This is a genomic window from Hymenobacter sp. NBH84, from assembly GCF_014217645.1.
GTDB classification, from domain to species: Bacteria; Bacteroidota; Bacteroidia; order Cytophagales; family Hymenobacteraceae; genus Hymenobacter; species Hymenobacter profundi.
The window spans coordinates 2,924,070-2,947,933 of record NZ_CP043644.1; the positions used below are offsets into that span (position 1 = coordinate 2,924,070).

Here is a 23,864-nt window from a genome sequence, read left to right on the forward strand (position 1 = left end):
CTGTCAAATACTTACATGCGTTTATCATAAGTTTTACTATAATAAGGCCAAATGGTTGCAAGCCCTTTTTGCTACCCGAATAATTCAATTATAATATTTGAAGAGAATATTTCTAAAAGTCAGTTTATCCTTCCCGCTAACATGTGCAAAGCCTATTTAACAAAATAGGCTTTTTCGTCCTTCTCCCTAGCTCATGACATCCCTATAGAAATTCATAGTAGAATTAATCCTAGACTATGCATTTTCCTTTCCATGAAACATAAAAAGGAAAATGCATTCTTTATTATATAAATAAAATAAGTTTTTGTTAAATGTAAAATTTATTTAACACAATTTTTTCATCTATACGTTAAATTTGTGACAGAATTCTTCTATTCCACCTTCTCAGAATGAAACACTTATATCTAACTCGAAAAGTCCTTAGTGCTCTTTTCTTACTCATATTGGCGGTAGGGAGCGCGAAGGCACAATTTATTTTTAATCCTCCCAAGCAAGATGGAGTCATTAAAGATGGAAGTAATCTATTTGAGTATAGTTCCAATGCTCGGAATTTGAAGGTTTCAGGCCAAGGAAATGGCAATTCTGTTACTTATCGGATAACATGGGATGCTAACAACCTATACATTGCTGCGCAAGGTCAAAGTAATGACGACCGAGTTGTTTTTTACTTTGACAGTAATCCTATAATTCCGGTTAACGGTGGGGATGATAATGACGGTAGTCCAAACGGCTATTCCTCTTACGACCAAATTGGAGGTGGATTAACAGCAAAGCTTCCTTTCAGAGCTGATTTGGTACTTGCTATCAATAGTAATAATACTGAAGTACGCCTAGCTGACGGAGGAAAATGGACTGATATTGTTCCAGAGGCAGTCACCGGTTATGGTGCCACTAGTAATGTTCGAGAAGTAGCTATTGCTTGGTCTGCTTTTCCTAATGGACGCCCAGCAAACTTTAACTACTTGGCTTTTGCTACAGCCACTGGCACTGCCAGGAATATACACGCAATTTTGCCATCTGATAATGAATCCCCCACAACATTAAACAATAAAGGTTTATCCTATTATTACACAATTAATGGTACTGATAATGGTAAAGTCAACATAGGCCCTGTTGGCGAACCACAAGGTTTGTTTTTTTCGCAAAAGCTATACGAAGAATGTTCCTAACAGCGCTACGAATGTTGCTAGTGGCTCTACAACTGAATTTCCCAATAATACCACCCTGTATGACCTCACTGTTAACGCTACGAATAAGACTACTTCCGTAGCGGTGGCAAGGCAGCAAGGTGCTTCACTAACTGTTAATAATAACCTCTACGTGGGTAGTAAAGGTAACTTCACTACCAAGACGGCTGGAGGTGCGAATAACCCGGCAGCTATCATCATTGCTGGTAATCTTACAGTTGTGGACGGTGGCAGATTTGATCAAGGCACCGCCGCCCTTACTGTAGGAGGGAATCTTGATTCTCCTGGCATAGGTGGGTTTACTGGTGGTGATGGTAATCTTACCTTTAATGGAAAAAACACGCAAACCATTAATATAAATAGCCTGCGTGCGAATACAATTTTTTTCACCAATCCAGGCTCTAAAACACTCACCAGCAATCTTACCGTAACAGGTAGTATTACATTGACCAATGGAGCTCGCCTCGAAACTGGTGACCTAAACACCTTATTCTTAGAGGGTAGTAGTGCTTCTCTTGTTGAACAATTTGTTGGAGATGATGATACCGATAATATCGGTGGATATGTAATTGGCAATGTTGTTTCAACGCAGAATCTATCAACTTCAATAAGGTACGAATTCAATAATATTGGCCTCGCCCTTCAGCCATACGGTCCAGAATTTCCCGGTAGTGTCACTGTTAAACGTATTACTGGTTCCAATGTACAGGGTGTAAGTAGTAATGGTGCGCTGGCACCTAGCAGTATATTGCGTCAATACGTTGTTACAGTTGCCAATGATGCTGGGCAACGAGACATAAATTTTGACCTCGGTCTAACATTCGGATACCGCGACAAACAAAAGAATGAACTCGGTGCCGTTCCGGAAAATCGTTTAACTCTCTTTCGTTCGGAGGATTATAACAGACCACCTTACCAGAAGCTGGGCGGTATAGTGAATGCAAGTAGCAACTCTATATTCCTACGGAGCACCTTTAAGCTGAATGGTACCTTCACACTTGGCGACGGCAATAACCCTCTACCAGTTGAACTCGTAGCTTTCACTGGTCAGTTGGAAGGCTCTGCCGTTCGCCTGAACTGGGCTACGGCTTCGGAGAAGAACAACAAAGGCTTTGAAGTGCAGCGCAGCACCGGCGACGACCAGTGGTTCCCACTAGGCTTCGTAGATGGTCACGGCAGCACCAGCCAGCGCAACGCCTACACCCTAGTAGATGCCAACGCCCCCGAAGGCAAAGCTTACTACCGCCTACGTCAGATCGACAACGATGGCACCGAGAGCTTCTCGCCCGTGGTAACCATTGCAGTGCCAGCCGGCAACGCGCCCGCTCTGGTGTTGAGCCCCGTTCCTACCCCCGATGTACTGAACATCAGCGGCCTGGGCAGCGGTGCACACGTAGCCGAAGTGTACGACATGATGGGCAAGCGCGTGCTGACCCACTCTTTCAACGATCAGACGACTTCGGTATCGGTAGCTAACCTACCCAGCGGCTTATACGTGGTGCAGGTACAGGGCAAGAAAAGCAAGTTCGTGAAGCAATAGTCTTCGCAGATAGTTGCTCAAAGCCAAACCGGCGCGGGACTTATCTCCCGCGCCGGTTTTTTTGTGTTTGTCTGGTTTGTTTTAGGACGTCATGCTGAACGCGTACGCGGGACAGCCTGCAAGAGCACGCGAGATTTCTCCCGCTGGTCGAAATGACCTTCTTTTACAGATCGCCTCTACCCGTTGCCTCCTTACCTTTGCCCAATGGCTACCCCCCTCACCCTTTCTGATATCTACATCTACCCCGTGAAGTCGCTGGGCGGCATCCGACTCACCGAGGCAGCTGTGGGCATGCGCGGCTTGCAATACGACCGGCGCTGGCTGATTGTGGATGCGCGCAACCAGTTTATGACCCAGCGGCAGATTGCTACCATGGCCCTTCTGGACGTAGCTCCTGCCTTCAACGGCTTTCTGCTCACGCACCGCCAGCACCCCGACCTCCTGCCGCTCTACATTCCCTTCGAGGCAGATCGGGAAAAGACCCTGTTCGTGACCATCTGGGACGATATGGTCTTTGCCTGGCGCGGCACCCCGGCCGCCGACGAATGGTTGACCGAAGCCCTGGGTCAGGAGTGCCGGCTGGTGTATATGTCGGAAATGGTGCGGCGCGAGGTAGAGCCCGACAAGCCCGAGTTGAACCCGGCGGGCACGCTCGTCAGCTTTGCTGACGGCTACCCCTACCTCCTCATCGGGCAGGCTGCGCTGGATGATCTGAACGAACGCCTCACCACGCCGGTCCTGATGGACCGCTTCCGGCCCAACCTAGTCTTCACTGGCGGCGCACCCTTCGATGAGGATACCTGGGCCGATTTCCGGGTAGGCGACATAGCCTTCCGGGCCGTACGGGCCTGCGGGCGCTGCGTCGTCACTACCATCGACCAACAAACTGCCCAGAAAAACCCCGAAACCCTGAGCACTCTGGCTTCCTACCGCACAGTAGGCCGCAAGGTGATGTTCGGCCAGAACGTCACCGCCAGCGGCCAGGGCACCATCCGGGTAGGCGACCCGCTCACAGTGCTGGGGTATAAAGAACAGAACTAGATCCAAACTAAGCTAGAACCCCTCCTTTTTTAAGGAGGGTGCCCGCAGGGCAGGGTGGTAAACGTCGTTGAACGATGTCGAAAGCTCGACGTCATCTGTCAGCCTGAGCGGAGCGAAGGACCTTCTCACGTCTGAACGAGTCGTTGTTACGCTTGTCGTTCTAATGTGAGAAGGTCCTTCGCTCCGCTCAGGCTGACAGATGGCCAGAATACCCTAACAGAATGGCGCAGGATGCCCTAATAAAGAACGGCTTACTCACCTCCTGCCCCCTACCCTACCCAACTCCCGCCTACCCTGGCCCGTATGCCCAGCCATGAATCGTGCTTCAATACTGGATTTTCTACGCGGCCTAGCCGCTAACAACAATAAGCCCTGGATGGACGAGCACCGCGCCGAATACCACCAGGCCCGGGCCGTGTTCAAGGAGTTGGTAGCGGAAGTACTCCAGGGAGTACAGGGCTTCGAGCCGGCGCTGCAAACCCTCACAGCCGGCGAAACGATGTACCGCATCAACAAAAACGACCGATTTCAACAGGGCCAGGACCCCTACAAGCGCCACATGGGTGCGGGCCTCAAGGCAGAGGGTAGGCACTCGCGCTGGGCAGGCTATTTCCTGACACTGGAGCCTGGCAACTCCTGGCTGGGTGCCGGCAAGTGGCTGCCCGACACGGCCAGCCTGCAACGCATCCGCCAGGAAATTCATTACTCCCCCGATACCTTCCACGCCCTGCGCCAGCACCCCGAGTTCGTGCGCCACTTCCCCGACGGCCTGGAGGGCGACCGGCTCCAGCGTCCGCCCAAAGGCTACGACAAAAACGACCCTGACATTGAATGGCTCAAGATGAAAAGCTACTTAGTGAGTCGCCCCATCTCCGACGCCGAACTACTCCAACCCGATTTTGTGGCTCGTGCTGTAGAAAGCCTGCACGTAGCGCAGCCCCTGGTGCAGTTCCTTAATCAGGCGATTGGAGAGGAGTAACGGAGCGGTGAAGCGCAGAGCAATGCAATAGTGAGGTAGGGAAATAAAAAGCCGGCTGTCATCCTGAGCTTGCGGAGGACCTTATCACACTGAACGACTGACGTAACAACAACTCGTTCAACGGGCATAAGGTCCTCCGCAAGTTCAGGATGACAGCCGGCTTTTTATTTCACCACTTCACCATTCCTAAAACAGCCCAAACAACGTGCTGTTAATCCGCTCGATGACGATGCCCAGGTCCTCGGGGTTGTTCACGTAGTCGAGGTTGTTGACATCAACGACCAGCAGCTTGCCGTTTTTATAGCCGCTGATCCACTTTTCGTAGTGCTCGTTGAGGTTTTTGAGGTATTCGATTTTGATGTTGTTCTCGTAGTCGCGGTTGCGCTTCTCGATCTGTTGGATGAGCTTGGGTAGGTCGGCTTTGAGGTACAGCAGCAGATCAGGCGCGTCTACCATGCTAATCATCGATTCGAACAGATTGCAGTAGTTCTGGTAGTCGCGCTCCGTCATCAGGCGCGACTCGTGTAGGTTGGCCGCGAAGATGTGCGCATCTTCATAGATGGTCCGGTCCTGAATCACGCCTTTGCCGGCCTGTTGCAGCTTCTTGATGCGCTGCACCTGCCGGAAGCGACTGTTCAGGAAGTAGACCTGGAGGTGAAAAGCCCAGCGTGGCATGTCGTCATAGAAATCCTTGAGGTAGGGATTGTCGTCGACATCCTCCAGAAACACTTCCCAGTTGAAGTGGTGGGCCAACTTGTTGGCCAGCGTGGTTTTGCCGGCCCCGATATTGCCAACGATGGCGATGTGCATGAGTGTAAAAAAGCAGGTAGCAGAAGAAAAAAGAGAACCACAAAAGTAACGGAAAGCCAGCAACCATGTGGCTGCCTTTTGCTAGCAGTACACAGTAGTTGGCTACTATTTATACTGCAACAAAAGCCGTATATTGTTCTACTACTCCGCTTTCTCTTTTTGCTGCTGATAAGGAGCCACATCCTATACCCTGCACGCACTGCCTTCAGGATTTATCACACTTACCTGTTACTGCCTATTCCTTTTCTATCCACCCTTTAGCTGGTTATGGCTATGGCTATGGCTTACCCACTCTCCACCGACTGCTACCCCGTGCATGACGTACTCGGCCAGCTCATTGCCACTGCTCACTATCATGTCCAGGATGAGCTGCTGTACGTGGTCTGGACGGGCCATATTACCAACGTGGAGGTGATACAGGTAGCCGAAGCCTTTTTGCAGCTTCAAAACATCCGGATCATCCGGCGCCTTTATAACGACAAGACAGCTACCACCGGCGACTGGGCCGAAGCCCTACCCTGGCTGGAGTTTGAGTGGCTGCCCAAAGCCATCCTCAACGGCCTGTGTGCCATTGCCTACGTCTTGTCGCCGGATGTTTCCAACCAGCTCATCAGCCGGCGGTTCGCCGACCGGGTGCGCTTGCACCTACCCATTCAGCTTTTCTACGACTACGACGAAGAAATGGCCCTGACTTGGCTCCGGACCCAATAAATCCGGCACCATGCCAGGGCCGCTTGTACTCGGCTACCCGACTACTTATCGTCCGTCACGATGTCTTTCATGCTGCGGGCCTTTTCGAAGGTCCGGAACTCGCCCTGCCAAGAGCGGATGCGCAGGCGGTCCTCCATGGCAATCTCGCTGCGCACCTGGCTGTAGCGGGCGTTAAGGGCGCTCAGCACAGTGTTGGCTTCGGCCCATTCGGTGTCGGTCCATTGGCGGCGCTGGGCGCGGGTGGCGTCAATAAAGCGCGAGTACAAATCTACCATTTCCGAGCCACGGGCTTTGCTGATTTGCACGTCTTCGTTCAGCAAGCGGCGCTGGGCTTGCTGCGCGGTGGTGGGCTGTGTAGCTTGTGCCTCCAGACGCTGCTGCTCGGCGGCCCACTCTTGGTAGCGCGTCTTCTGTTGCGCATACTCGCGCTTCGACTGCGTGGAGAGGCTGTCGGTGGCGCGGTCGAGGCGCTGGCTCTGGCGGTCGAAATTAGATTTCAACGAAGGCCAGTTGCGGCGGGCGCTAGCGTCGGCTTTGTCTACTTGCTGGTTCACCCAGGCCGAGAAATTGCGCAATTCCGTTTCGGCTTTCGACTGCGTGTGGTTGGACGTGGTGGTTTGCGCGGTGGCAGGAGCAAGCGGTAGCAAAGCGCTAGCCGCAGCCAGTAAAAAGGAGAAAGCGTGTTTTTTTCATTTTCGTAAGAAAACGGGCCGAAGCCGCTGGTACAGACGGGCCAGCCCCAGCCGGCCCTACCCTCCCAACGACAATTTCCGGCCCAAAGATGTAATGGAGCTCAGGCAAAGTTCGCTTTTTCCGCGAAAAATGCCGTTTTTGCAGTCTATGTCCGCCTCTTCACCTGTTGCCGTTGCCATTCAGCCTGCCACCCTGGCGGATATTCCTACCATCATCACGCTGGCCGAAGCTACCTGGGAACCTACCTACCGATTTATCCTTTCTAAGGAACAGATCGACTACATGTACCGGGTAATTTACACGCCCGCCTCCCTGCACCGCCAAATGACCGACGACCAACACAGCTTTTTGCTGCTGCTGGTAGAAGGACACCCGGCCGGCTACGCGTCGTTTTCGCCTTTGCTTACGGGCGAGGACCTGTATAAGCTCCACAAAATCTATGTGCTGCCCTCGCATCAGGGGCAGGGCCTGGGGCAGCGGCTGGTAGAAGAAGTGGAAAATGCTGTGCGCGCTGCTGGCGGGCACACTCTGGAACTGAACGTGAACCGCTACAACCCAGCGGTGTCGTTCTATGAGCGCTTGGGCTACCAGCGCCACCGCGAGGACGATATTCCGATTGGGCCGTACTGGATGAATGATTTTATCCTGCGGAAGGAACTGGCATAATTACGCTGTATTTTCTGAAAGTTTCTCTATCAGGCCTCCACTTCAAGTGAAGGCCTTTTTCTTTTTTACACAGTATGAGCAATGATCTTACTAAATGAAGTGTAGACAATATTTCCAAGTTGACTACATGAAAATGTTTCAATAAACGCAAAATATTTACAACACTAACAATTTAATTGCCTAAAACTTAAAATAGTTGCATCATAAAAATTCCAATCTTTTATTGCGTTTCGCAAACAATGTGGTTTGCAGCATGCACTCATTATATCACACCTTTTCATTGTGAGAAAAACTCTACTCGTGAGCCTATTGCTCACTGTTAGCCTATTACAGCAGGTAGTAGCGCAAACACGTTCACTTACGGGCCGCGTGCTTGACCAAGCGACTCGACAAGGCATTCCAGGAGCTACTGTATTAGTAGTTGGTACTACCAATGGCGTCTCCACCGACGCTGAAGGCGGCTTTACCCTAACGGTATCTAATACCAGCGGGACCTTACGCGTTAGCTCCGTCGGCTATTTGCCAGCTGATCAGGTTATTGGCACCTCTACCTCATTTACCTTCACGCTAGCCCCCGACACTAAAGCGCTGGAAGAAGTAGTGGTAGTAGGTTATGGTAGCCAAAGCAAAGAATTGCTCACTGGCGCCGTAGCCACCGTATCGGCGAAAGAATTTGAAAATCAGCCTGTAGCCGGCTTAGATCAAGCCTTGCAAGGCCGTGCCTCAGGCGTACAGGTAACCTCCAGCTCCGGTACGCCGGGCGGGGCGGTATCCGTACGTATTCGTGGCACTAACTCTATTTCGGCCAGTGCTACCCCATTGTATGTAGTAGACGGGGTACCTATTAATACGGGCAGCTACTCAGACATCGGGGTAGGCAACCAGGTAACGAATGCCCTGGCTGATATTAACCCCAACGACATTGCGTCGATGGAGATTCTGAAAGATGCTTCGGCTGCGGCTATTTATGGGTCGCGGGCAGCCAACGGAGTAGTCTTAATTACGACTAAGCATGGCAAGTCTGGACGCACTCGCGTTACGCTCGATGTATATGGTGGCGTACAGGAAACCCGCAAAAAGCTGGGGGTGCTCACGGGACAAGAGTCGCAGGAATTGATTAACGAAGCCCGTACTAATGTGGGCTTGGCGCCGCGTTACGTAGCGGCCAATCCTACCGCAGCACAAGGTTTGTTTTCGACAGCTAACACGGATTGGCAGGATGAGATTTTCCGTAAGGCTGCCATTCAAAGCTATACGCTAACTGCTTCGGGTGGCGATGCCAAAACTACATTCTTGGTATCGGGTACCTATTTTGATCAGAAGGGTATTATCATTGGTTCAGCGTACAAACGCGGCAGTGGGCGCATTAACCTCGATCATCGCCTTTCGGATCATGTGAAAATCGGGGCCAACTTGACTGTTAGTCGCTCGAACAGCAACCGAATCAACAATGACAATAATATTTACGGAGTGCTGAGCGGGTCATTGCTGCTGGGGTCGCAAACACCGATAAGAAACGCAGATGGCACGTATGCCCGCGATCCATTCAACTCAACGGTAGAGAATCCGGTGGCGTCGGCCTTGGTGCCTACCTTCATTTCCAACCAGACCCGCGGTATCGGCAACGTGTACGCGGAGGTAGAGCCTGTACGCAACCTGATCATCCGCAGCTCTGTAGGGGGCGACTACCTCAACCTACTTGAGCGCCGCTTCATCCCGAGCACGTTACTGGCGGGTGCCTCTACCAGTGGCCAAGCTCAGATCAATTCTCGCTACGACATCACGTGGCTGAATGAAAACACCGTTACCTATAGCCACAACTTTGAGGATCATCACCTAACGGCTCTTCTAGGACAAAGTGCGCAAAAATCATCGCAACAGGGCCTAGCCGAAACGGCTACCGGATTCGCCACCAACAAGCTACAACAGCTCACAGCGGGTGCCACCAAGGTCACAACCAACTCGGATGCGTCTGAGTGGACGCTACTTTCTTATTTTGGCCGTCTCAATTATGACTTTCAGAACAAGTACATCCTGACGGGTACTATTCGCACGGATGGTTCTTCGCGCTTCGGCCGCAATAACAAATACGGTGTTTTCCCGGCCGTATCGGGCAGCTGGCGCATTAGCCAAGAAGCTTTCCTAGTAGATAATCCGGTTATCAGCGAGCTGAAGTTGCGCGGTGGTTGGGGCAAAACAGGCAACTTTAACATTGGCAACTATTCCTCCCTTACCCTTTTTGGTGTAGGCACCGGCAACTTGGCCAACTACAATAATGTGGCTGGTTTAGCTCCTATTCAGATAGGCGACCAGAGTTTGACCTGGGAGAAGTCGTCTGAGACGAATATTGGCTTGGATGTGGGCGTGCTGAAAAACCGCATCCTTCTTTCGGCCAATGTTTTTAAGCGTAACTCTGACGCCTTGCTATTAGATAGCCCATTACCTCTCACATCGGGCTTCAGCACCGTAACGACTAACATCGGCTCGATGTGGAATAAAGGGATTGAGTTGGACATCACGAGTCAAAATGTGCAAACGCAGGACTTCTCCTGGAACTCAAATTTCAATATTTCCTTTATCCGGAATCGGATTACCAAGCTGCCCAATAACAATGCGGATCAGGCAGCCGGTTTCGCCAGCCTCTTGCGGGTAGGCGAATCTTTGGGCTCGTTCTACGGCTATGAAGTAGATCGTATCTACCAGACAGCAGCCGAAGTAGCAGCCGATAACGAAGCAGCTAGAGCAGCCACAAATGGTCAATCGAGCTACTTCCAACAACAGAATACGGCCGCTGGTGATATTCGCTTTAAGGATCTAAGCGGCGATAACGTCATTACAGCCGCTGATCAGAAGATTATCGGACGTGCCCAGCCGAAGTTCTTCGGGGGCTTCAGTAACCAGCTCTCGTACAAAGGCATTGATCTGGGCATCTTCTTTCAGTATTCCTACGGCAACGACATCTATAATAACACCCGCGCCTTCACAGAGGGCATGAACAGCGTGTTTGGGCAGTCATCGGCAGTGCTCGACCGCTGGACGCCGACCAATACAGATACGGACATTCCGCGGGCTGCTTTCGGTGACCCCAATATCAACCGCCGAGTATCCGACCGGTGGTTGGAAGATGGATCATACCTGCGCCTGAAAACAGCTACGTTGGGCTACAACCTGCCCAAATCGTTGGTGACGGCTGCACACGTGCAAAATATTCGCATTTATGTGGCTGGGCAAAACCTGCTCACCTTCACTAAATACAAAGGCTTGGACCCCGAGGTAAGCACGTTCACGACCTCAAACACGTCGCCGGGCACCGATTTCCTGACTTTCCCGCAGGCGCGGGTATATCAAGTGGGTCTCAACATTGGCCTGTAATTCTTCCTTCTTTTGTCTTCCCTACCAATGAATATTCGCTCTAAAGCTTTTACCCTGGTCCTACTCGGTCTACTGAGTATAGGCAGCAGCAGCTGCTCAGATTTCTTGTACCCTGAGCCTCAAAACTCTCTCACAGCCGAACAGGTGTTTACAGATGAAGCTGGTGCCAATGCTGCCCTAGTTGGTACGTTTGGCGCCCTTACTAGCACTAATTATCTGGGCAACAGCTATCCAGTCTTCTCTGATATGGCGGCGGATAATTTGCTCTGGAACGGCTCATTTCCGACTTGGTCGGAAATTAAGAATCGCTCTATCATTCCGTCGAATGTAGACAATACGAACATGTACGCCGCTATCTACGTGGCTATCAATCGGGCCAACAACGTTATTGCCTACACGCCTGGCATTGCGTCTATTTCTGATGCTAATAAGGCAATTATCGTAGCACAAGCCCGTTTTGTGCGGGCGGCCTGCTACTTCGATCTGACCCGTTACTGGGGTGATGTGGCCATTATCTTGACACCGACTACTACCACTGGTGAGGTACTGAATATAGCCCGTTCGCCTAAGACGGCGGTGTACGATCAGATCAAACAAGATCTGGACGCAGCGGAGGCTGCCCTACCCGACGTTAGTGTGGGCCGTGGCACCAAGTGGGCTGCCAAAGCCCTTAAAGCTCGTTTGGCATTGTACAGCCAAGATTGGGCTAGCGCTGCCTCCCTGGCTGACGAAGTAATAGCTAGTGGCCGCTTCCAACTGCTGACCAACTATCGCAACGTCTGGACGACTGAAAATTCGGCTGAATCCATTTGGGAAGTTCAAATGGAAGCCGTTGGGCAGCGTAGTTTCCTAGCCTTTTATCTGCTGCCCGTAGGTGGGGGTCGTGGCGAAGCCATTACGCTGGGCTCCACCCTAGCTGCTGCTTTCGAAACGGGTGATACCCGCCGCAACGCTACTATTTCCAACGGAACGGCTACTACCGCTACTGGCGTGGCTATTCCAGCTGGCAATCAGTTCAAATATTACCAAGTATCCGGCGACGATAATTTTCGCTACATCCGCTACGCTGAGGTATTACTAATTGCAGCCGAGGCCAAAGCACGCATCGGCACACCGGCGGCACTAGCAGCTTCACTTGGACACTTAAATCAGGTTCGGACACGTGCTGGTTTACCAGCCAGCACGGCTGCCACCTCTACGGCATTACTAACGGCCGTTGCCCAGGAACGGCGCGTAGAGTTAGCGCTGGAAGGACACCGTTGGTTTGATTTGATTCGTACCGGCACGGCACAAAGTACGCTAGGTATCACGGATGCGAATAAGCTGTTGTTTCCGATTCCGCTACGCGAGCTTCAAAACAACCCCAACATGACGCAGAACCCTGGATATTAATCTGACTTACTTTACTGTCTGTTAAAAAACGGCTACCCAATTAGTGGGCGGCCGTTTTTTATATAGCGTATCAACAAAGTTGACTATGCCCGTCACCAAAATTGCTGCCTACCTTTACGGTTCACCAAACCTGTTTTCAAAGATGGCAACCAAACTTACGGTTCTCAACAATGGCTCGTTGCGCGTAGAGGGCAACGATTTCGAGCTGGTAGACGCGCAAGGCAACCCCTACGGCCTAGGCGGCCGCGAGCGAATCAGCATCTGCCGTTGCGGCCTGTCGGCCCAGAAACCCTTCTGCGACGGCTCCCACAAAGGTCACTTCGAGCACGACGCTAAAGCCTTCGACCTTCCCGCTCCTAAACCAGTGAACTAGTGAGATGGTGAGTGGTGAATAGAAAAATACGTTTGTCATCCTGAGCGCAGCGAAGGACCTTTTCACATGAGAACAAGTCGTTGTTACGAATATCGTTCACGCGTGAGAAGGTCCTTCGCTGCGCTCAGGATGACAAACGTATTTTTCTATTCACCACTTACCACTTCCTAACTCGCCATCAAAGAGTCGACCAGCGTCACGTATTCCTGGCGGGCCGACTCTTTGCTTTTGCCGCTGAGGCCGGCCCAGGCGTCGTATTTGGCAATGGCTTTGAAATCGAAGCCACCGGGGCGGGTGCCTGTTACGTCGCCTTCGGTGGCTTGTTTGTAGAGTGCATAGAGCTGGAGCAGCACCGTGTTGGAGGGCTTGCTGGGGAGTTGCTGGGCGCGTTGGGCAGCGGCTTCAAATTCTTCCTGCGTGGTCATAGAAACTGATTTGATAAAGAAGTAGACAATGCGGGCAAGTTACAGAAAGGCGGGAAAGAATGCTGCATGCAGCATTCTTTCCCGCCTTTCTGCGTGGGTAGTATACCGGTTGAGCTAGACTACGTACTATCGCCATCATCGTTAAAATGCTGCTTATCTCATGTCCCACCTCTCGCCCGCGCTACTGGTAGCGCTTTTTGCCGTTGCTGCCATAGTGGTATGGCAGGCCGGCACCTACCTTTCCGATACCACCGATGTACTGTCGCAGCGCCTGAAGCTGGGCGACGCGCTAGGCGGCCTGCTGCTACTAGCCATTGTGACCAACCTTCCGGAGCTTGTGATTACCGTGAGTGCAGCCCTGCGTGGGCAATTAGCCCTGGCCGTAGGCAATCTACTAGGTGGCATAGCCGTGCAAACGCTGGTACTGGTGGCACTAGATGCCTTCGGCCAGGGCCACGACAAGCCGCTTACGTACCGCGTGCACACCCTGAAACCCGTATTGGAAGCGTTGCTGGTGGTGGCAGTACTCACGACGGTAGTGCTGGGGACGCAGCTACCGGCAGGCTTGCTAGGCGGGCGCGTGTCGCCGGCCGAGGTGGTGCTGGTGCTGCTGTGGATGGGCGGTGTTTTTCTTGTTGGCAAGGCTGAGCACGGCCTACCCTGGCTGGCTCACGCCCCAGCCGCTGCCACTGGCCACCCCAAAACTCCGGACACTACGCAACAAAAGCAGAAGCCCTTCACTAATAGTAGCACCAAGCGCGTAGCGCTGGTATTTAGCGCGGCGGCTCTGGCTACGTTGCTGGCCGGCTGGGTGCTGGAAGTCAGCGGCGAGCAGCTGGCCGACCAGCTGGGCATGACGGGTTTGCTTTTTGGCGCTACAGTGCTGGCCGCGGCCACTTCCCTACCCGAAGTATCGACCGGGCTGGCGGCGCTGCAACTGGGCAAGCCGGAGCTGGTGGTGAGCGACATCTTTGGGGGCAATGCCTTTTTGCCCGTGTTATTTTTGCTGGCCGCGCTGGTATCCGGCAAAGCGGTGCTGCCGCAGGCGAAGGCCTCCGATCTGTACCTCACCGGGCTAGGCATTTTGCTAAGCAGCGTGTACGCCGTGGGGCTGGTGTTTCGCTCGCGGCGGCAGGTAGGGCGTCTGGGGCTCGACTCGTGGGCGGTGCTCGTGTTGTATGTGCTAGGAATGCTGGGCCTGCTTTTTATCAAGCAGTGAGCCGTAGCTCCTCCATAACCAGCAACGAGGCAGGTCGTATCAACTAAAGGCCCATTTAGTCCTGCCAATCGCTTACGTTATGAAAAAATCAAAGGAACCAGATCTGGAAACACTGGTTAAACTGTGTCTGCAACACAAACTGACACTAGCGCTGGCTGAAAGCTGTACGTGCGGTTTAGTGGCCGCTCAGCTGGCACCTGTGCAAGGTGTGAGCGAAGTACTACTAGGATCTGTCGTCACGTATCATGCAGAAGCCAAGCAGAAGCTGCTGGGAGTCAAGAAAAGCACGCTAACGACATACTCGGCTGAAAGCCAGCAGACCACCAACGAAATGGCTCAGGGCCTGCACCGCAAGCTACCAGCCGAGGTATGCGTAGCCGTAACAGGTCTGTGTGGCCCCGGCGCCTCCGAAAGCCCCGACAAGCCCGTCGGTACCGTTTTCGTGACGATTCTGCTGGAGGGACGCGCGCACGAGTACCGGGAGGAATTTCCTGGTACCGACGGCGAGCAGCTGCGCCAGCAAGCCGCCACGCTAGTCTACGAAAAGTTACTGGAGCTTCTCAAGCTCTACCAGGCCGATCCATCCAAACAGACGGCTTTGGCTAAGTAGCGCTTCCTATACACTGCATTATTGCTTACAGGCTGTTGCTCGATGTAGTGGCAGCCTGTTTTTTGCACATTTTAGCGAACCTCTTATATTAAAATAGGTTAATCAGCTTATTTTTTCTATCCATTCACAGACAGCTATTTATCTATCTGTATTTTCCATAGTATTGAAGTGTTTTACAATCTACCGCTAGGTTTTTTATTAGCACTTTTTATGAAATTAGTTACTATCGCCGCTATCGGTGGCTTGGTATCTCTTTGCTCCGTAGCATCCTACGGCCAAACCCAACAACTACCTATTGCTCCGGAAGCGCAATTACCAGCCAAGCCACAGGAGTACGCTTTGGAAAGCACGTATCGGACATCCTCTCTGAGCGTGGTGTTGGGCTGGGGCACGCCTTACGGCTGGGGCCTGGAATACAGCCACCTACTCCAGCCGAACTGGGATGTGAATGTGGGCCTAGGAGTGGGCATCAGCGGGGGCAAAATTGGAGTTGGCACTCGCTACTACCTCTCCCCCGAGCGCAAGTTCTCTCCCTTCTTCGGTGCCAATCTGGTCCGCTCGGGCCGCATCGACAATATTGAGCTGGACGTGAATGGGGAGCACACCGAATACAGCATTCGTCCGAATGCCCTACTGCACCTACGCTCTGGGCTGCGCTGGCAGCCGGGCCACGTAGGCCTTATGGGCACACTAGGCTACGGTGCCCGCCTGAGCAATGACCCAATAGTCTATAGCACCAGCTACCCTACCCCATCGCCCATGCTGCGTAACTGGGCCAACAGCTTTGGCCCAGGGGGTATTGAGATTTCACTCGCACTGGTTATCGGCCTGGGTAGGTAGCCCGGCCGATACGCCTACCGTTGCGGGCGCACCAGCATAATTTTCAGGTTCAGCCGCACCACGTCGCCCATGGTGCGGCAGCGGCTGAACTGCGTGGTATCGTGGTGGGCGTTGAGGTCCTGTTTTAGCTGCGCGATTTTGTCGGGGGTCGATAGCTCGGCGCGGCGCATGCAGTCCATCAGGTCGCGGAGGCGGTAGCGCTCCGAGCGCACGCGCCGGGCCATGAGGGTGCGTTCCTCAGCCTGGTATTGGCGCACGGTATCGGGCTCCAGCCAGCGGCTGCACAGCTCCACCACGGGGCGGTTGTCTTTGAAAAATTGCGGCAGGTACATGGTTTTCCTACCCTCATAGCTTTGCTGATCGAAGTCGATGGCGCGCACGCGGTATTGCTCGTCTTCGAAGTCAGGCGTCACGTCAATCACGTAGTTGTAGGCGCGCATATCGCCCAGCAGGCGAGCAAAGCACCGTTCGTTGAACTTCACGAATTCTTTGGCAATCCGCACTTGGTTGAGTTGGGGCGTGCGTAGCCGCGTGCGAATGAAGTCGTCGCCGGGAATGCCCACAATGTGCTCCTCAATCAGCGTTTCACCTTGTACCAGATAGTTCATGCTATTGGGTGAGAGCAGATGCTCCAGTTCCAGGCCGTACACGCGGGAGGCGTCGGCGCGCTTCACGTAGAAATAGTCGTAGTTGTCGTTGAGCTGGTTGACCACGCGCACCCGAAACGGGTTGCTGTTACCGAAACGGCAGTAGTCGATGCGGTCGGCCAGCAGGTGCTCAGTAAACGACAGGTCGCCGTCGGTTTTGAGCAGGGCGTATATTTCCGTCAGGCCGCGGGTTAGCTCCTGTAGCTCGCTGGGCTCGTAGTACACGGTTTCCCAGAGCGTGTCGCGGCCCTGGCGGTCAAGCAGGGGGTAGGCGTTGCTCACGCGCAACAGGTCGAGGTAGGAAATGGGCAGGTCCGTGGCGCGGTCGTACTGGCGCAGGTAGTGGCGCAGGGCCGAACCGAGCGGGTAGCTCTTTTTCTTTTTAGAAATTTCCACGGGATGAGGATGGGTAAGCGAAAAAAATAGGACTAGGGCAGGAATCGGCGGAAAAACTAGGGCTCCGGTGGTCAGGCTCAGGTATTTAATTTCGAACTTCGCGGTACTTCCACCACGTGTTGTTCTGTTCTCAAAGATGAAAAAACTCCTGACTCCACTGCTGCTTGCCGCGTTGGTGCTGCTGCCTACCCTGTCGCCGGGCTGGGGCTTTATGGGTCACCGCACCATTGCTCAGATTTCGGTATACGCGCTGCCCAAAGCCATGCAGCCGTTTTACTACCACTTTCTGCCGCGCCTGGTAACGCTCTCCACCGCTCCCGATGAGCGCCGCGACATTGACCCTACTGAGGCTCCCAAGCACTACATCGACATGGACCACTACGGCACCGACCCGTTTGGGGCCATGCCCAAAGCCTGGGAGAAAGCCGTGGCCAAGTACTCGGCCGATACCCTGCGCAAATACGGCACCGTGCCGTGGACGGTTATCGACCTGAAGGACCAGCTCACCCAAGCGTTCCGCGACGGTGATACTACCAACATCCTGAAGCTGTCGTCGGATTTGGGTCACTACATTGGCGACGCTTTTGTGCCACTGCACACCACGCAGAACTACGATGGTCAGATGACCAACCAAACCGGCCTGCATAGCCTGTGGGAGTCGAAGCTGCCGGAGCGCCACATTGCCAAGTACAAGCTCAATAGCGAAGAGGCCAAGTACGTGAAAGACCCACTGGCGGCTATTTGGCTGACCGTGCAGCAGTCGTACGGCTTCCTGGGTGCTACCTTCGACGAGGAGGAAAAGGTGAGCCTTAAGTACACCCCCGAAACCAAGTACAATTACTCGCACAAGTACGGCACCACCCGCCGCTCTTACTCCGACGCCTTCGCCGACTCTTACCACGACATTGTGGGCGGACAGGTGGCCTACCGCCTCAAGCAGGCGCCTACCCTAGTGGCCTCTATGTGGTATACCGCTTGGAAAGATGCCGGCAGCCCCAACCTGGATAAGCTGTTGGCCCACGAGCCGACTAAGGAAGAAAAGGATCGGCTGGCTTCTGATTTGAAACTTTGGAAAGACAACCAGCTAGTGCCTCAGCAGCGCCTGCTGGCCCTGGAGAAACCCAAAGCCGTAGCCCGCCCCGATCAGATTGGCGCTGCCACCGAGATGAGCACACCCGCCGCCGCCGACCTGGAAGAGAAGCCCCAAACTGCCCCAGCCGCCACTGCTGCGCCCGCCAAGACTGCGGCCCCTACCCCCGACAAAGTGAAGGTGAAAGTGAAGCCTGCCGCCGCTCCCGCCACCAAAACCAAAGTTAAAGCCAAGAAAGCCAGCGACGACTGGGGCACCGGCGGTTGGTAAGAATGGTGAAGTTGTAAAATTGTGAACTTGTGAATTGCTGTTCTTGCTGCGCGAAAGGCCATTGGCCGCGTAGTGAGAACAGCAATTTTTATTTTCACAACTTCGCCTTTCACAACTTCCCCTTCCTATGACCCGTCCGCTTCTGCTGGCTGCGCTGCTTCTGGGGCTGCTGCCGGCCTGCAACCAAAACCAACCAGAAACCGCCACCATCGCCCAGCAGCCTGCTACGCCGCCCCCCGTGCCAGGCCCCAGCCTCACGGCCCTGGCCGATAGCAACGTGGTAGCGCTGCTCACGCCCTACCTTCAGGAGCATCCCGGCTCGGAGATATTGCTGCACACGCGCCTGGGCACCATGCGCCTACGCCTCTACGACGACACGCCCATTCACAAAGCCAATTTTCTGCTGCTGATTCGCAAGGGCGTGTTCAACGAAACACTGTTTCAGCGGGTAGAGAAAGGACTGGTCATTCAGGGCGGGCGTTCTACTAATCGCACCATTGCCATCAACCGCTACCGCCTACCCCCCGAAATGCGGCCCGAGCATTTCCACAAAAAAGGCGCCCTAGCCATGGCCCGCTACGACGATGAGCAGAACCCCGGTCAACTGTCGTCGGGCATTGATTTTTACATCGTGCAGGGCAAGAAGTGGGCCCCGAACCAGTCGAAAGCGTTGGCGGGGCGTAAGCTTACCCCGGCCCAAATTCAGACCTACGCCACCGAAGGCGGCCTACCCTCGCTAGACGGTAAGTATACGGTATTTGGGGAGGTAGTGGAAGGTCTGGACGTGCTGGATAAAATTGCCGACGAGCCGATTGACGCGTACAAATGGCCGAAGAAGGATGTGAATATGAAGATGGAAGTGGTAGGAGGCTGAGGTTGTATCCTTTTGCTTTTTTCTTGTCATCCTGAGCTTGCGAAGGACCTTATCACGTAAGAACGAAACGCGGAATAACGACTCGTTCAACTGGCATAAGGTCCTTCGCAAGCTCAGGATGACAGGAGTATTTTGCCAACACAGAACCGCATACTTCATCCATAAAAAAAGCCCTGATGCTTCCGCGTCAGGGCTTTTTGTGTCAGCACGAGTGCGACTACCAAATACGGGCACGCACGTTTTCGGCGCGAACCATCTTGGCGTCCTGCTTGCAGCCGAACGCCTCGTAGAACTGCGGCATGTTCTGCAACGGTCCTTCGGTACGGAACTGGGCCGGGGAGTGCGGGTCGGTCATCACCTGCTGGCGCAGGTACTCAGGGCGGGCGTTGGTACGCCAGATCTGCGCCCACGCCAAGAAGAAGCGCTGCTGAGGCGTGTAGCCGTCGTAGTTGGGCACGTTCTTGCCGGCAATGGCTTTTTGCAGGGCCGTGTAGGCGATGTTCAGGCCGCCGATGTCGGCCAGGTTTTCGCCCATCGTCAGCTTACCGTTTACAAACACTGAGTCCAGCGGCGAGAAGGCCGAGTACTGTTTGTCTACCAAGTCAGCGCGCTGGGTGAATTTCTCGGCGTCTTCCTTGGTCCACCAGTCTTTGAGGTTGCCCTCGGAATCGTATTGGCGGCCCTGGTCGTCGAAGCCGTGGGTCATTTCGTGTCCAATCACGGCGCCCATGCCGCCGTAGTTCACCGCGTCGTCAGCCTTCGGGTCGAAGAAGGGAGGCTGCATGATACCGGCCGGGAACACGATTTCGTTCATCGGTGGGTTATAGTAGGCATTCACCGTAGGCGGCGTCATGCCCCACTCCGTGCGGTCAATTGGCTTGCCGTAGTGACCCACGTTGTCCTTATAGGCCCACTGGCGGGCGGCCAGCACATTGTTCAGGTACGACTCGCGTGAGATGGTCAGGGCCGAGTAGTCCTTCCACTTGTCGGGGTAGCCGATTTTTACGCTGAAAGCATTCAGCTTCTTGAGGGCCTGCTCTTTGGTAGCAGCGCTCATCCAATCCAGGTTCTGGATGTGCTCGGCGAAGGCGGCGCGCAGGTTTTCCACCATCTGCTTGGCCTTGGCTTTGGCTTCGGGCGAAAAGGCCTTATCTACATACAGCTGGCCGAAGGCTTCGCCTAGGGCACCGTCGGTGGCGCGGAGCATGCGCTTCCAGCGGGGCTGCTGCTGCTTGGCGCCGCTCAGCACCTTCGAGAAGGCAAACGACTCATCCCCAAACGACTTGGGTAGGGCCGAGGTCAGCGAGGTGGTCAGGTGCCAGCGCATGTAGGTTTTCAGGTCGGCCAGTGGGGTCGACTTCAGCAGGGCGTTTTCGGCCTTGAAGAAATCAGGCTGACCTACAATCACCTCCTGGGCCGCACTCAGGCCGTTTTGCTTGAGGGCGCCGGCCACATTCAGGTTGGGGTACTGCTTCTGCACCTGTGCCAGCGTCATCTTGTTGTAGTTGGCGTAGGGGTCGCGCAGGGCCACGCGGGTGCGGCTGGCCTGGGCCAACTTGGTTTCGAACGCAAGCACCGTTTGGGCATTCTTCGCGGCTACAGCCGGCGAGTCGCCCAACAGCTTAAAGGTGTTGGTGAGGTAGTTTACGTAGGCCGTGCGGATGCTCTTGGAGCGTGCATCGTCCTTGAGGTAGTAGTCGCGGTCGGGTAGGGAAAGGCCGCCTTGGTACAGGCTCACGGCATACTGCGAGCTAATTTTATCGTCCTGCCCTACCCCGCTGTAATAGAATGCGCCGGTGCCGATGGTCTGCTCGCGGGCAATTTCAGCCTGCAAACTCTTCATGTCCTTCACGGCGGCAATCTTATTCAGCTCGGGCTGCAAGTATTTCAGGCCTGCCTTGTCAATCGCCACCGAGTCCATGGCCGAGGCGTAGTAGTCGCCTACCTTCTGGGCATTGCTACCCTTGGCGGCCGTGGTGTTGGCTGCGGCTTCGTCCAAAATCTGCCGCATCACGGCGTTGTTCTTATCGGCCAACTCGTTGAACGAGCCCCAGCGTGACTCCGCATCCGGAATGGGGTTGTTCTTCAGCCAGCTACCCGAGGCAAACTGAAAGAAGTTGTCGCAAGGATTGGCTGATTGGTCAATGTTGGCCACGTTCAGGCCAACTCCTTTGGGCGCATCGGCTTGGGTGGTAGCCGTAGCGGTAGGGGTAGTGGTTGCGGCAGCCGTATCAGTGGCCGTAGTAGTCGATTTCGACGAGCTACAGCCCGCCAGCGTCAGCCCGGCGGCGGCCACTACGGCCAGCGTCAGGCTATTTCGGTTCTTCATAGGTAGTAGAAAAAGGAGAAAAAATGGGAATTGGAGAAGCAAGATACGGAGGAAATCCTGTGCTCCTACCCAACAGGTGTTTTGTACTATCTGGTGCCCGCAACGCAAAAAAGGCAGCCTGTGGGCTGCCTTCTCCATTTTTAAAGCACGTCCTGCTGAGCTTGTCGGGGCATTTCTACCGTTTCGTTGTAATCGTTAGAAAGTACTCCCAGTAGAGATGCTTCGACAGGCTCAGCAGGACGGTTTCACGAAACACTAGTCACCGTTCCGCCTACCAGATTTTAGCCCGCACGTTCTCGGCGCGCATCATTTTAGAACCTTGCTTGCACCCGAACGCCTCGTAGAACTCCGGCATGTTTTGCAGCGGCCCTACCGTGCGGAACATACCCGGCGAATGCGGATCGGTGAGTACCTGCTGGCGCAGCGCCTCGGGGCGCGAGTTGGAACGCCAGATTTGCGCCCAGGCCAGGAAGAAGCGCTGCTCGGGCGAGAAGCCGTCGTATTGCGGGCGCGGGCTGTTACCATATTTCTTATCGAGCTGCTTTTGCAGGGCCGTGTAGGCCAGGTTCAGCCCGCCCAGGTCGGCCAGGTTTTCGCCCATGGTGAGCTTGCCGTTCACGTACACCGAATCCAGCGGCGAGAAGGCCGAATACTGGTTGCCCACCAGCGTAGCGCGCTGAGTGAACTTCTCAGCGTCCTCCTTGGTCCACCAGTCGCGCAAGTTACCGGCGGCGTCGAATTGGCGGCCTTGGTCGTCGAAGCCGTGGGTCATTTCGTGCCCAATCACGGCGCCCATGCCGCCGTAATTCACCGCGTCATCGGCTTTGGGGTCGAAGAAGGGAGGCTGCATGATGCCGGCCGGGAACACGATTTCGTTCATCGACGGGCTATAATAGGCATTCACCGTGGGCGGCGTCATGCCCCATTCGGTGCGGTCAATCGACTTGCCGTATTTCTCCACGTTGCGGGCGTAGTTCCATTTGCGCGCGGCCAGCACGTTGTTCAGGTAGGAGTCGCGCGAGATATTCAGGGTAGAATAATCTTTCCACTTATCGGGGTAGCCGATTTTCACGGTGAAGGCGTTCAGCTTTTTCAGGGCCTCGGCCTTGGTAGGCGCGCTCATCCAGGTGTTCTGCTGAATGTGCTCGGCAAACGACGCTTTCAGGTTGTTCACCATTTCCAGGGCCTTGGCCTTGGCTTCGGGCGAGAAAGCCTTGTCGACATACAGCTGGCCAAAGGCTTCGCCCAGCGTGCCATCAGTGGCGGCACCCATGCGCTTCCAGCGGGGCTGCTGCTGCTTGGCGCCACTCAGCACCTGCGTGTAGCGGAAGGCTTCGTCGCCGTACGCTTTCGGCAAAGCCGAGGTCAGCGACGATACCAACTGCCAACGCAGGTAGGTTTTCATATCGGCCAGCGGAGTCGATTTCATCAGCCCATTCACCTCCTGAAAGAAAGCCGGCTGACCCACAATCACCTCTTGAGCCGCGCCCAGGCCGTTTTGCTTGAGCAGGGTGGGTAGGGCGATGTTAGGGTATTTTTGGTTAAACTCCGCCAGCGGCATCTTATTGTAGTTGGCGTAGGGGTCGCGCAGCTCCACGCGGCTCTTGCTGGCCTTGGCGAGCTTGGTTTCCAGCGCCAGCACCGTTTGGGCGTTTTTGGCGGCCGTAGCCTCGCTGTCGCCCAGCAGCTTGAAGGTGTTGGTGAGGTAGTTTACGTAGGCGTTACGCACGGTTTTGGAACGGCCATCGTCCTTAAGGTAGTAGTCGCGGTCGGGCATGGTGAGGCCGCCCTGGTTCAGGTTCACGGCGTACACTGAACTGTTCTTGCGGTCCTGCCCTACCCCAGCCCGAAACAAGGGTCCGGTACCCAGCGTCTGCTGGCGGGCAATTTCCAGTTGCAGGCTTTTCTGGTCCTTCACGGCAGCAATCTTGTTCAGCTCGGGCTGCAAATATTTCAGCCCGGCTTTGTCGATGGCCACCGAGTCCATACCCGAAGCGTAGAAGTCGCCTACCTTCTGGGCGTTGCTACCCTTGGCGGCCGTGGTATTGGCGGCGGCCTCCTGCAAAATCTGGCGAGTGGTGGCGTTGTTCTTGTTAGCCAGCTCGTTGAAGGAGCCCCAGCGCGACTCCGCATCCGGAATCGGGTTGTTCTTTACCCAGTTGCCAGAGGCAAACTCATAGAAATCGTCGCAGGGGTTAGCCGATTTATCGAGGTTATTCACGTCGATGCCTATGCCTTTGGGTGCGTCGGCGGCGGCGGTCATGGCCGTGGCGGTACTGGCCGTGGTCGTGTCAGCGGTAGCAGTAGTGGCCGTGGTGGTTTTGGAAGAATTACAACCGGCGGAAAGCAAGCCCGCTGCCGCCAGGGTCGCCAGCGTCAGGGTATTATAATTTTTCATGC

General features: G+C 54.4%; 20 protein-coding genes. 14 read left to right on the plus strand and 6 right to left on the minus strand.

Annotated elements, in window-relative coordinates:
- The first annotated feature begins 389 nt into the window (after positions 1–389).
- The 4 genes from F1C16_RS12195 (at position 390) to F1C16_RS12210 (ending at position 4,747) form a co-directional block, all read left to right on the plus strand.
- Positions 390–1,169: a hypothetical protein gene (locus F1C16_RS12195; protein WP_185280925.1), complete on the plus strand. Its 780-nt coding sequence runs from the start codon at positions 390–392 to the stop codon at positions 1,167–1,169.
- A 1,069-nt stretch (positions 1,170–2,238) separates the two neighbouring features.
- The gene (locus F1C16_RS12200; RefSeq protein WP_185280926.1) at positions 2,239–2,727 is read left to right on the plus strand and encodes a T9SS type A sorting domain-containing protein; all 489 of its coding nucleotides are present in this window, start codon (positions 2,239–2,241) and stop codon (positions 2,725–2,727) included.
- 204 nt (positions 2,728–2,931) lie between these two features.
- On the plus strand, positions 2,932–3,768 hold the full coding sequence (locus F1C16_RS12205; RefSeq protein WP_185280927.1) for an MOSC domain-containing protein: 837 nt from the start codon (positions 2,932–2,934) through the stop codon (positions 3,766–3,768).
- A 313-nt stretch (positions 3,769–4,081) separates the two neighbouring features.
- Positions 4,082–4,747 (plus strand): DUF2461 domain-containing protein, encoded by a 666-nt coding sequence (locus tag F1C16_RS12210; protein ID WP_185280928.1) that lies wholly within the window; start codon positions 4,082–4,084, stop codon positions 4,745–4,747.
- Positions 4,748–4,933: 186 nt separating this feature from the next.
- On the opposite strand, the gene F1C16_RS12215 is transcribed toward F1C16_RS12210, so the two are convergent.
- A complete protein-coding gene (locus tag F1C16_RS12215) occupies positions 4,934–5,557 on the minus strand; it encodes a deoxynucleoside kinase (protein ID WP_185280929.1) in 624 nt (207 codons plus the stop codon).
- A 279-nt stretch (positions 5,558–5,836) separates the two neighbouring features.
- Here F1C16_RS12215 and F1C16_RS12220 point away from each other — a divergent pair, with 279 nt between their 5' ends.
- The gene (locus F1C16_RS12220; protein ID WP_185280930.1) at positions 5,837–6,268 is read left to right on the plus strand and encodes a hypothetical protein; all 432 of its coding nucleotides are present in this window, start codon (positions 5,837–5,839) and stop codon (positions 6,266–6,268) included.
- Between the two features lie 41 nt (positions 6,269–6,309).
- Here the strand turns inward: F1C16_RS12220 and F1C16_RS12225 are convergent, their stop codons facing one another.
- Positions 6,310–6,915 (minus strand): hypothetical protein, encoded by a 606-nt coding sequence (locus F1C16_RS12225; protein ID WP_185280931.1) that lies wholly within the window; start codon positions 6,913–6,915, stop codon positions 6,310–6,312.
- Between the two features lie 193 nt (positions 6,916–7,108).
- Between F1C16_RS12225 and F1C16_RS12230 the strand changes: the two genes are divergently transcribed.
- The 4 genes from F1C16_RS12230 (at position 7,109) to F1C16_RS12245 (ending at position 12,764) form a co-directional block, all read left to right on the plus strand.
- Positions 7,109–7,627, plus strand: coding sequence for a GNAT family N-acetyltransferase (locus F1C16_RS12230; protein ID WP_185280932.1), 519 nt, complete (start codon positions 7,109–7,111; stop codon positions 7,625–7,627).
- A gap of 282 nt (positions 7,628–7,909) precedes the next feature.
- Positions 7,910–10,999, plus strand: coding sequence for a TonB-dependent receptor (locus F1C16_RS12235; RefSeq protein ID WP_185280933.1), 3,090 nt, complete (start codon positions 7,910–7,912; stop codon positions 10,997–10,999).
- A 105-nt stretch (positions 11,000–11,104) separates the two neighbouring features.
- A complete protein-coding gene (locus F1C16_RS12240; protein ID WP_185280934.1) occupies positions 11,105–12,391 on the plus strand; it encodes a RagB/SusD family nutrient uptake outer membrane protein in 1,287 nt (428 codons plus the stop codon).
- A gap of 142 nt (positions 12,392–12,533) precedes the next feature.
- Positions 12,534–12,764, plus strand: a complete 231-nt coding sequence (locus F1C16_RS12245) for a CDGSH iron-sulfur domain-containing protein (RefSeq protein ID WP_185280935.1) — start codon at positions 12,534–12,536, stop codon at positions 12,762–12,764.
- 167 nt (positions 12,765–12,931) lie between these two features.
- Here F1C16_RS12245 and F1C16_RS12250 read toward each other — a convergent pair whose 3' ends face one another.
- The gene (locus tag F1C16_RS12250) at positions 12,932–13,189 is read right to left on the minus strand and encodes an acyl-CoA-binding protein (protein ID WP_185280936.1); all 258 of its coding nucleotides are present in this window, start codon (positions 13,187–13,189) and stop codon (positions 12,932–12,934) included.
- 160 nt (positions 13,190–13,349) lie between these two features.
- Between F1C16_RS12250 and F1C16_RS12255 the strand changes: the two genes are divergently transcribed.
- The 3 genes from F1C16_RS12255 to F1C16_RS12265 all read left to right on the plus strand — a co-directional run bounded on the left by F1C16_RS12255 (position 13,350) and on the right by F1C16_RS12265 (position 15,858).
- Positions 13,350–14,408, plus strand: coding sequence for a sodium:calcium antiporter (locus F1C16_RS12255; protein ID WP_185280937.1), 1,059 nt, complete (start codon positions 13,350–13,352; stop codon positions 14,406–14,408).
- 79 nt (positions 14,409–14,487) lie between these two features.
- The gene (locus F1C16_RS12260; protein ID WP_185280938.1) at positions 14,488–15,018 is read left to right on the plus strand and encodes a CinA family protein; all 531 of its coding nucleotides are present in this window, start codon (positions 14,488–14,490) and stop codon (positions 15,016–15,018) included.
- A 210-nt stretch (positions 15,019–15,228) separates the two neighbouring features.
- A complete protein-coding gene (locus F1C16_RS12265) occupies positions 15,229–15,858 on the plus strand; it encodes a hypothetical protein (protein WP_185280939.1) in 630 nt (209 codons plus the stop codon).
- Positions 15,859–15,872: 14 nt separating this feature from the next.
- Here the strand turns inward: F1C16_RS12265 and F1C16_RS12270 are convergent, their stop codons facing one another.
- A complete protein-coding gene (locus F1C16_RS12270) occupies positions 15,873–16,901 on the minus strand; it encodes a hypothetical protein (RefSeq protein WP_185280940.1) in 1,029 nt (342 codons plus the stop codon).
- 136 nt (positions 16,902–17,037) lie between these two features.
- Here F1C16_RS12270 and F1C16_RS12275 point away from each other — a divergent pair, with 136 nt between their 5' ends.
- Complete coding sequence (locus tag F1C16_RS12275; RefSeq protein ID WP_185280941.1) at positions 17,038–18,261, plus strand: zinc dependent phospholipase C family protein; 1,224 nt, start codon at positions 17,038–17,040, stop codon at positions 18,259–18,261.
- A gap of 127 nt (positions 18,262–18,388) precedes the next feature.
- Complete coding sequence (locus F1C16_RS12280; protein ID WP_185280942.1) at positions 18,389–19,135, plus strand: peptidylprolyl isomerase; 747 nt, start codon at positions 18,389–18,391, stop codon at positions 19,133–19,135.
- Between the two features lie 217 nt (positions 19,136–19,352).
- Here F1C16_RS12280 and F1C16_RS12285 read toward each other — a convergent pair whose 3' ends face one another.
- Together F1C16_RS12285 and F1C16_RS12290 are read right to left on the minus strand one after the other, a co-directional pair.
- Positions 19,353–21,464: a M13 family metallopeptidase gene (locus F1C16_RS12285; RefSeq protein WP_185280943.1), complete on the minus strand. Its 2,112-nt coding sequence runs from the start codon at positions 21,462–21,464 to the stop codon at positions 19,353–19,355.
- 271 nt (positions 21,465–21,735) lie between these two features.
- Positions 21,736–23,862, minus strand: coding sequence for a M13 family metallopeptidase (locus tag F1C16_RS12290; RefSeq protein ID WP_185280944.1), 2,127 nt, complete (start codon positions 23,860–23,862; stop codon positions 21,736–21,738).
- Positions 23,863–23,864: the final 2 nt, after the last annotated feature.

What these genes read in the sequence shown, in the direction of transcription:
- F1C16_RS12195 (WP_185280925.1), top strand. Translation starts at nt 390, where the DNA reads ATGAAACACTTATATCTAACTCGAAAAGTCCTTAGTGCTCTTTTCTTA.
- F1C16_RS12205 (WP_185280927.1), top strand. Translation starts at nt 2,932, where the DNA reads ATGGCTACCCCCCTCACCCTTTCTGATATCTACATCTACCCCGTGAAG.
- F1C16_RS12210 (WP_185280928.1), top strand. Translation starts at nt 4,082, where the DNA reads ATGAATCGTGCTTCAATACTGGATTTTCTACGCGGCCTAGCCGCTAAC.
- F1C16_RS12215 (WP_185280929.1), bottom strand. Translation starts at nt 5,557, where the DNA reads ATGCACATCGCCATCGTTGGCAATATCGGGGCCGGCAAAACCACGCTG.
- F1C16_RS12220 (WP_185280930.1), top strand. Translation starts at nt 5,837, where the DNA reads ATGGCTTACCCACTCTCCACCGACTGCTACCCCGTGCATGACGTACTC.
- F1C16_RS12230 (WP_185280932.1), top strand. Translation starts at nt 7,109, where the DNA reads ATGTCCGCCTCTTCACCTGTTGCCGTTGCCATTCAGCCTGCCACCCTG.
- F1C16_RS12245 (WP_185280935.1), top strand. Translation starts at nt 12,534, where the DNA reads ATGGCAACCAAACTTACGGTTCTCAACAATGGCTCGTTGCGCGTAGAG.
- F1C16_RS12250 (WP_185280936.1), bottom strand. Translation starts at nt 13,189, where the DNA reads ATGACCACGCAGGAAGAATTTGAAGCCGCTGCCCAACGCGCCCAGCAA.
- F1C16_RS12255 (WP_185280937.1), top strand. Translation starts at nt 13,350, where the DNA reads ATGTCCCACCTCTCGCCCGCGCTACTGGTAGCGCTTTTTGCCGTTGCT.
- F1C16_RS12260 (WP_185280938.1), top strand. Translation starts at nt 14,488, where the DNA reads ATGAAAAAATCAAAGGAACCAGATCTGGAAACACTGGTTAAACTGTGT.
- F1C16_RS12265 (WP_185280939.1), top strand. Translation starts at nt 15,229, where the DNA reads ATGAAATTAGTTACTATCGCCGCTATCGGTGGCTTGGTATCTCTTTGC.
- F1C16_RS12275 (WP_185280941.1), top strand. Translation starts at nt 17,038, where the DNA reads ATGAAAAAACTCCTGACTCCACTGCTGCTTGCCGCGTTGGTGCTGCTG.
- F1C16_RS12280 (WP_185280942.1), top strand. Translation starts at nt 18,389, where the DNA reads ATGACCCGTCCGCTTCTGCTGGCTGCGCTGCTTCTGGGGCTGCTGCCG.
- F1C16_RS12285 (WP_185280943.1), bottom strand. Translation starts at nt 21,464, where the DNA reads ATGAAGAACCGAAATAGCCTGACGCTGGCCGTAGTGGCCGCCGCCGGG.
- F1C16_RS12290 (WP_185280944.1), bottom strand. Translation starts at nt 23,862, where the DNA reads ATGAAAAATTATAATACCCTGACGCTGGCGACCCTGGCGGCAGCGGGC.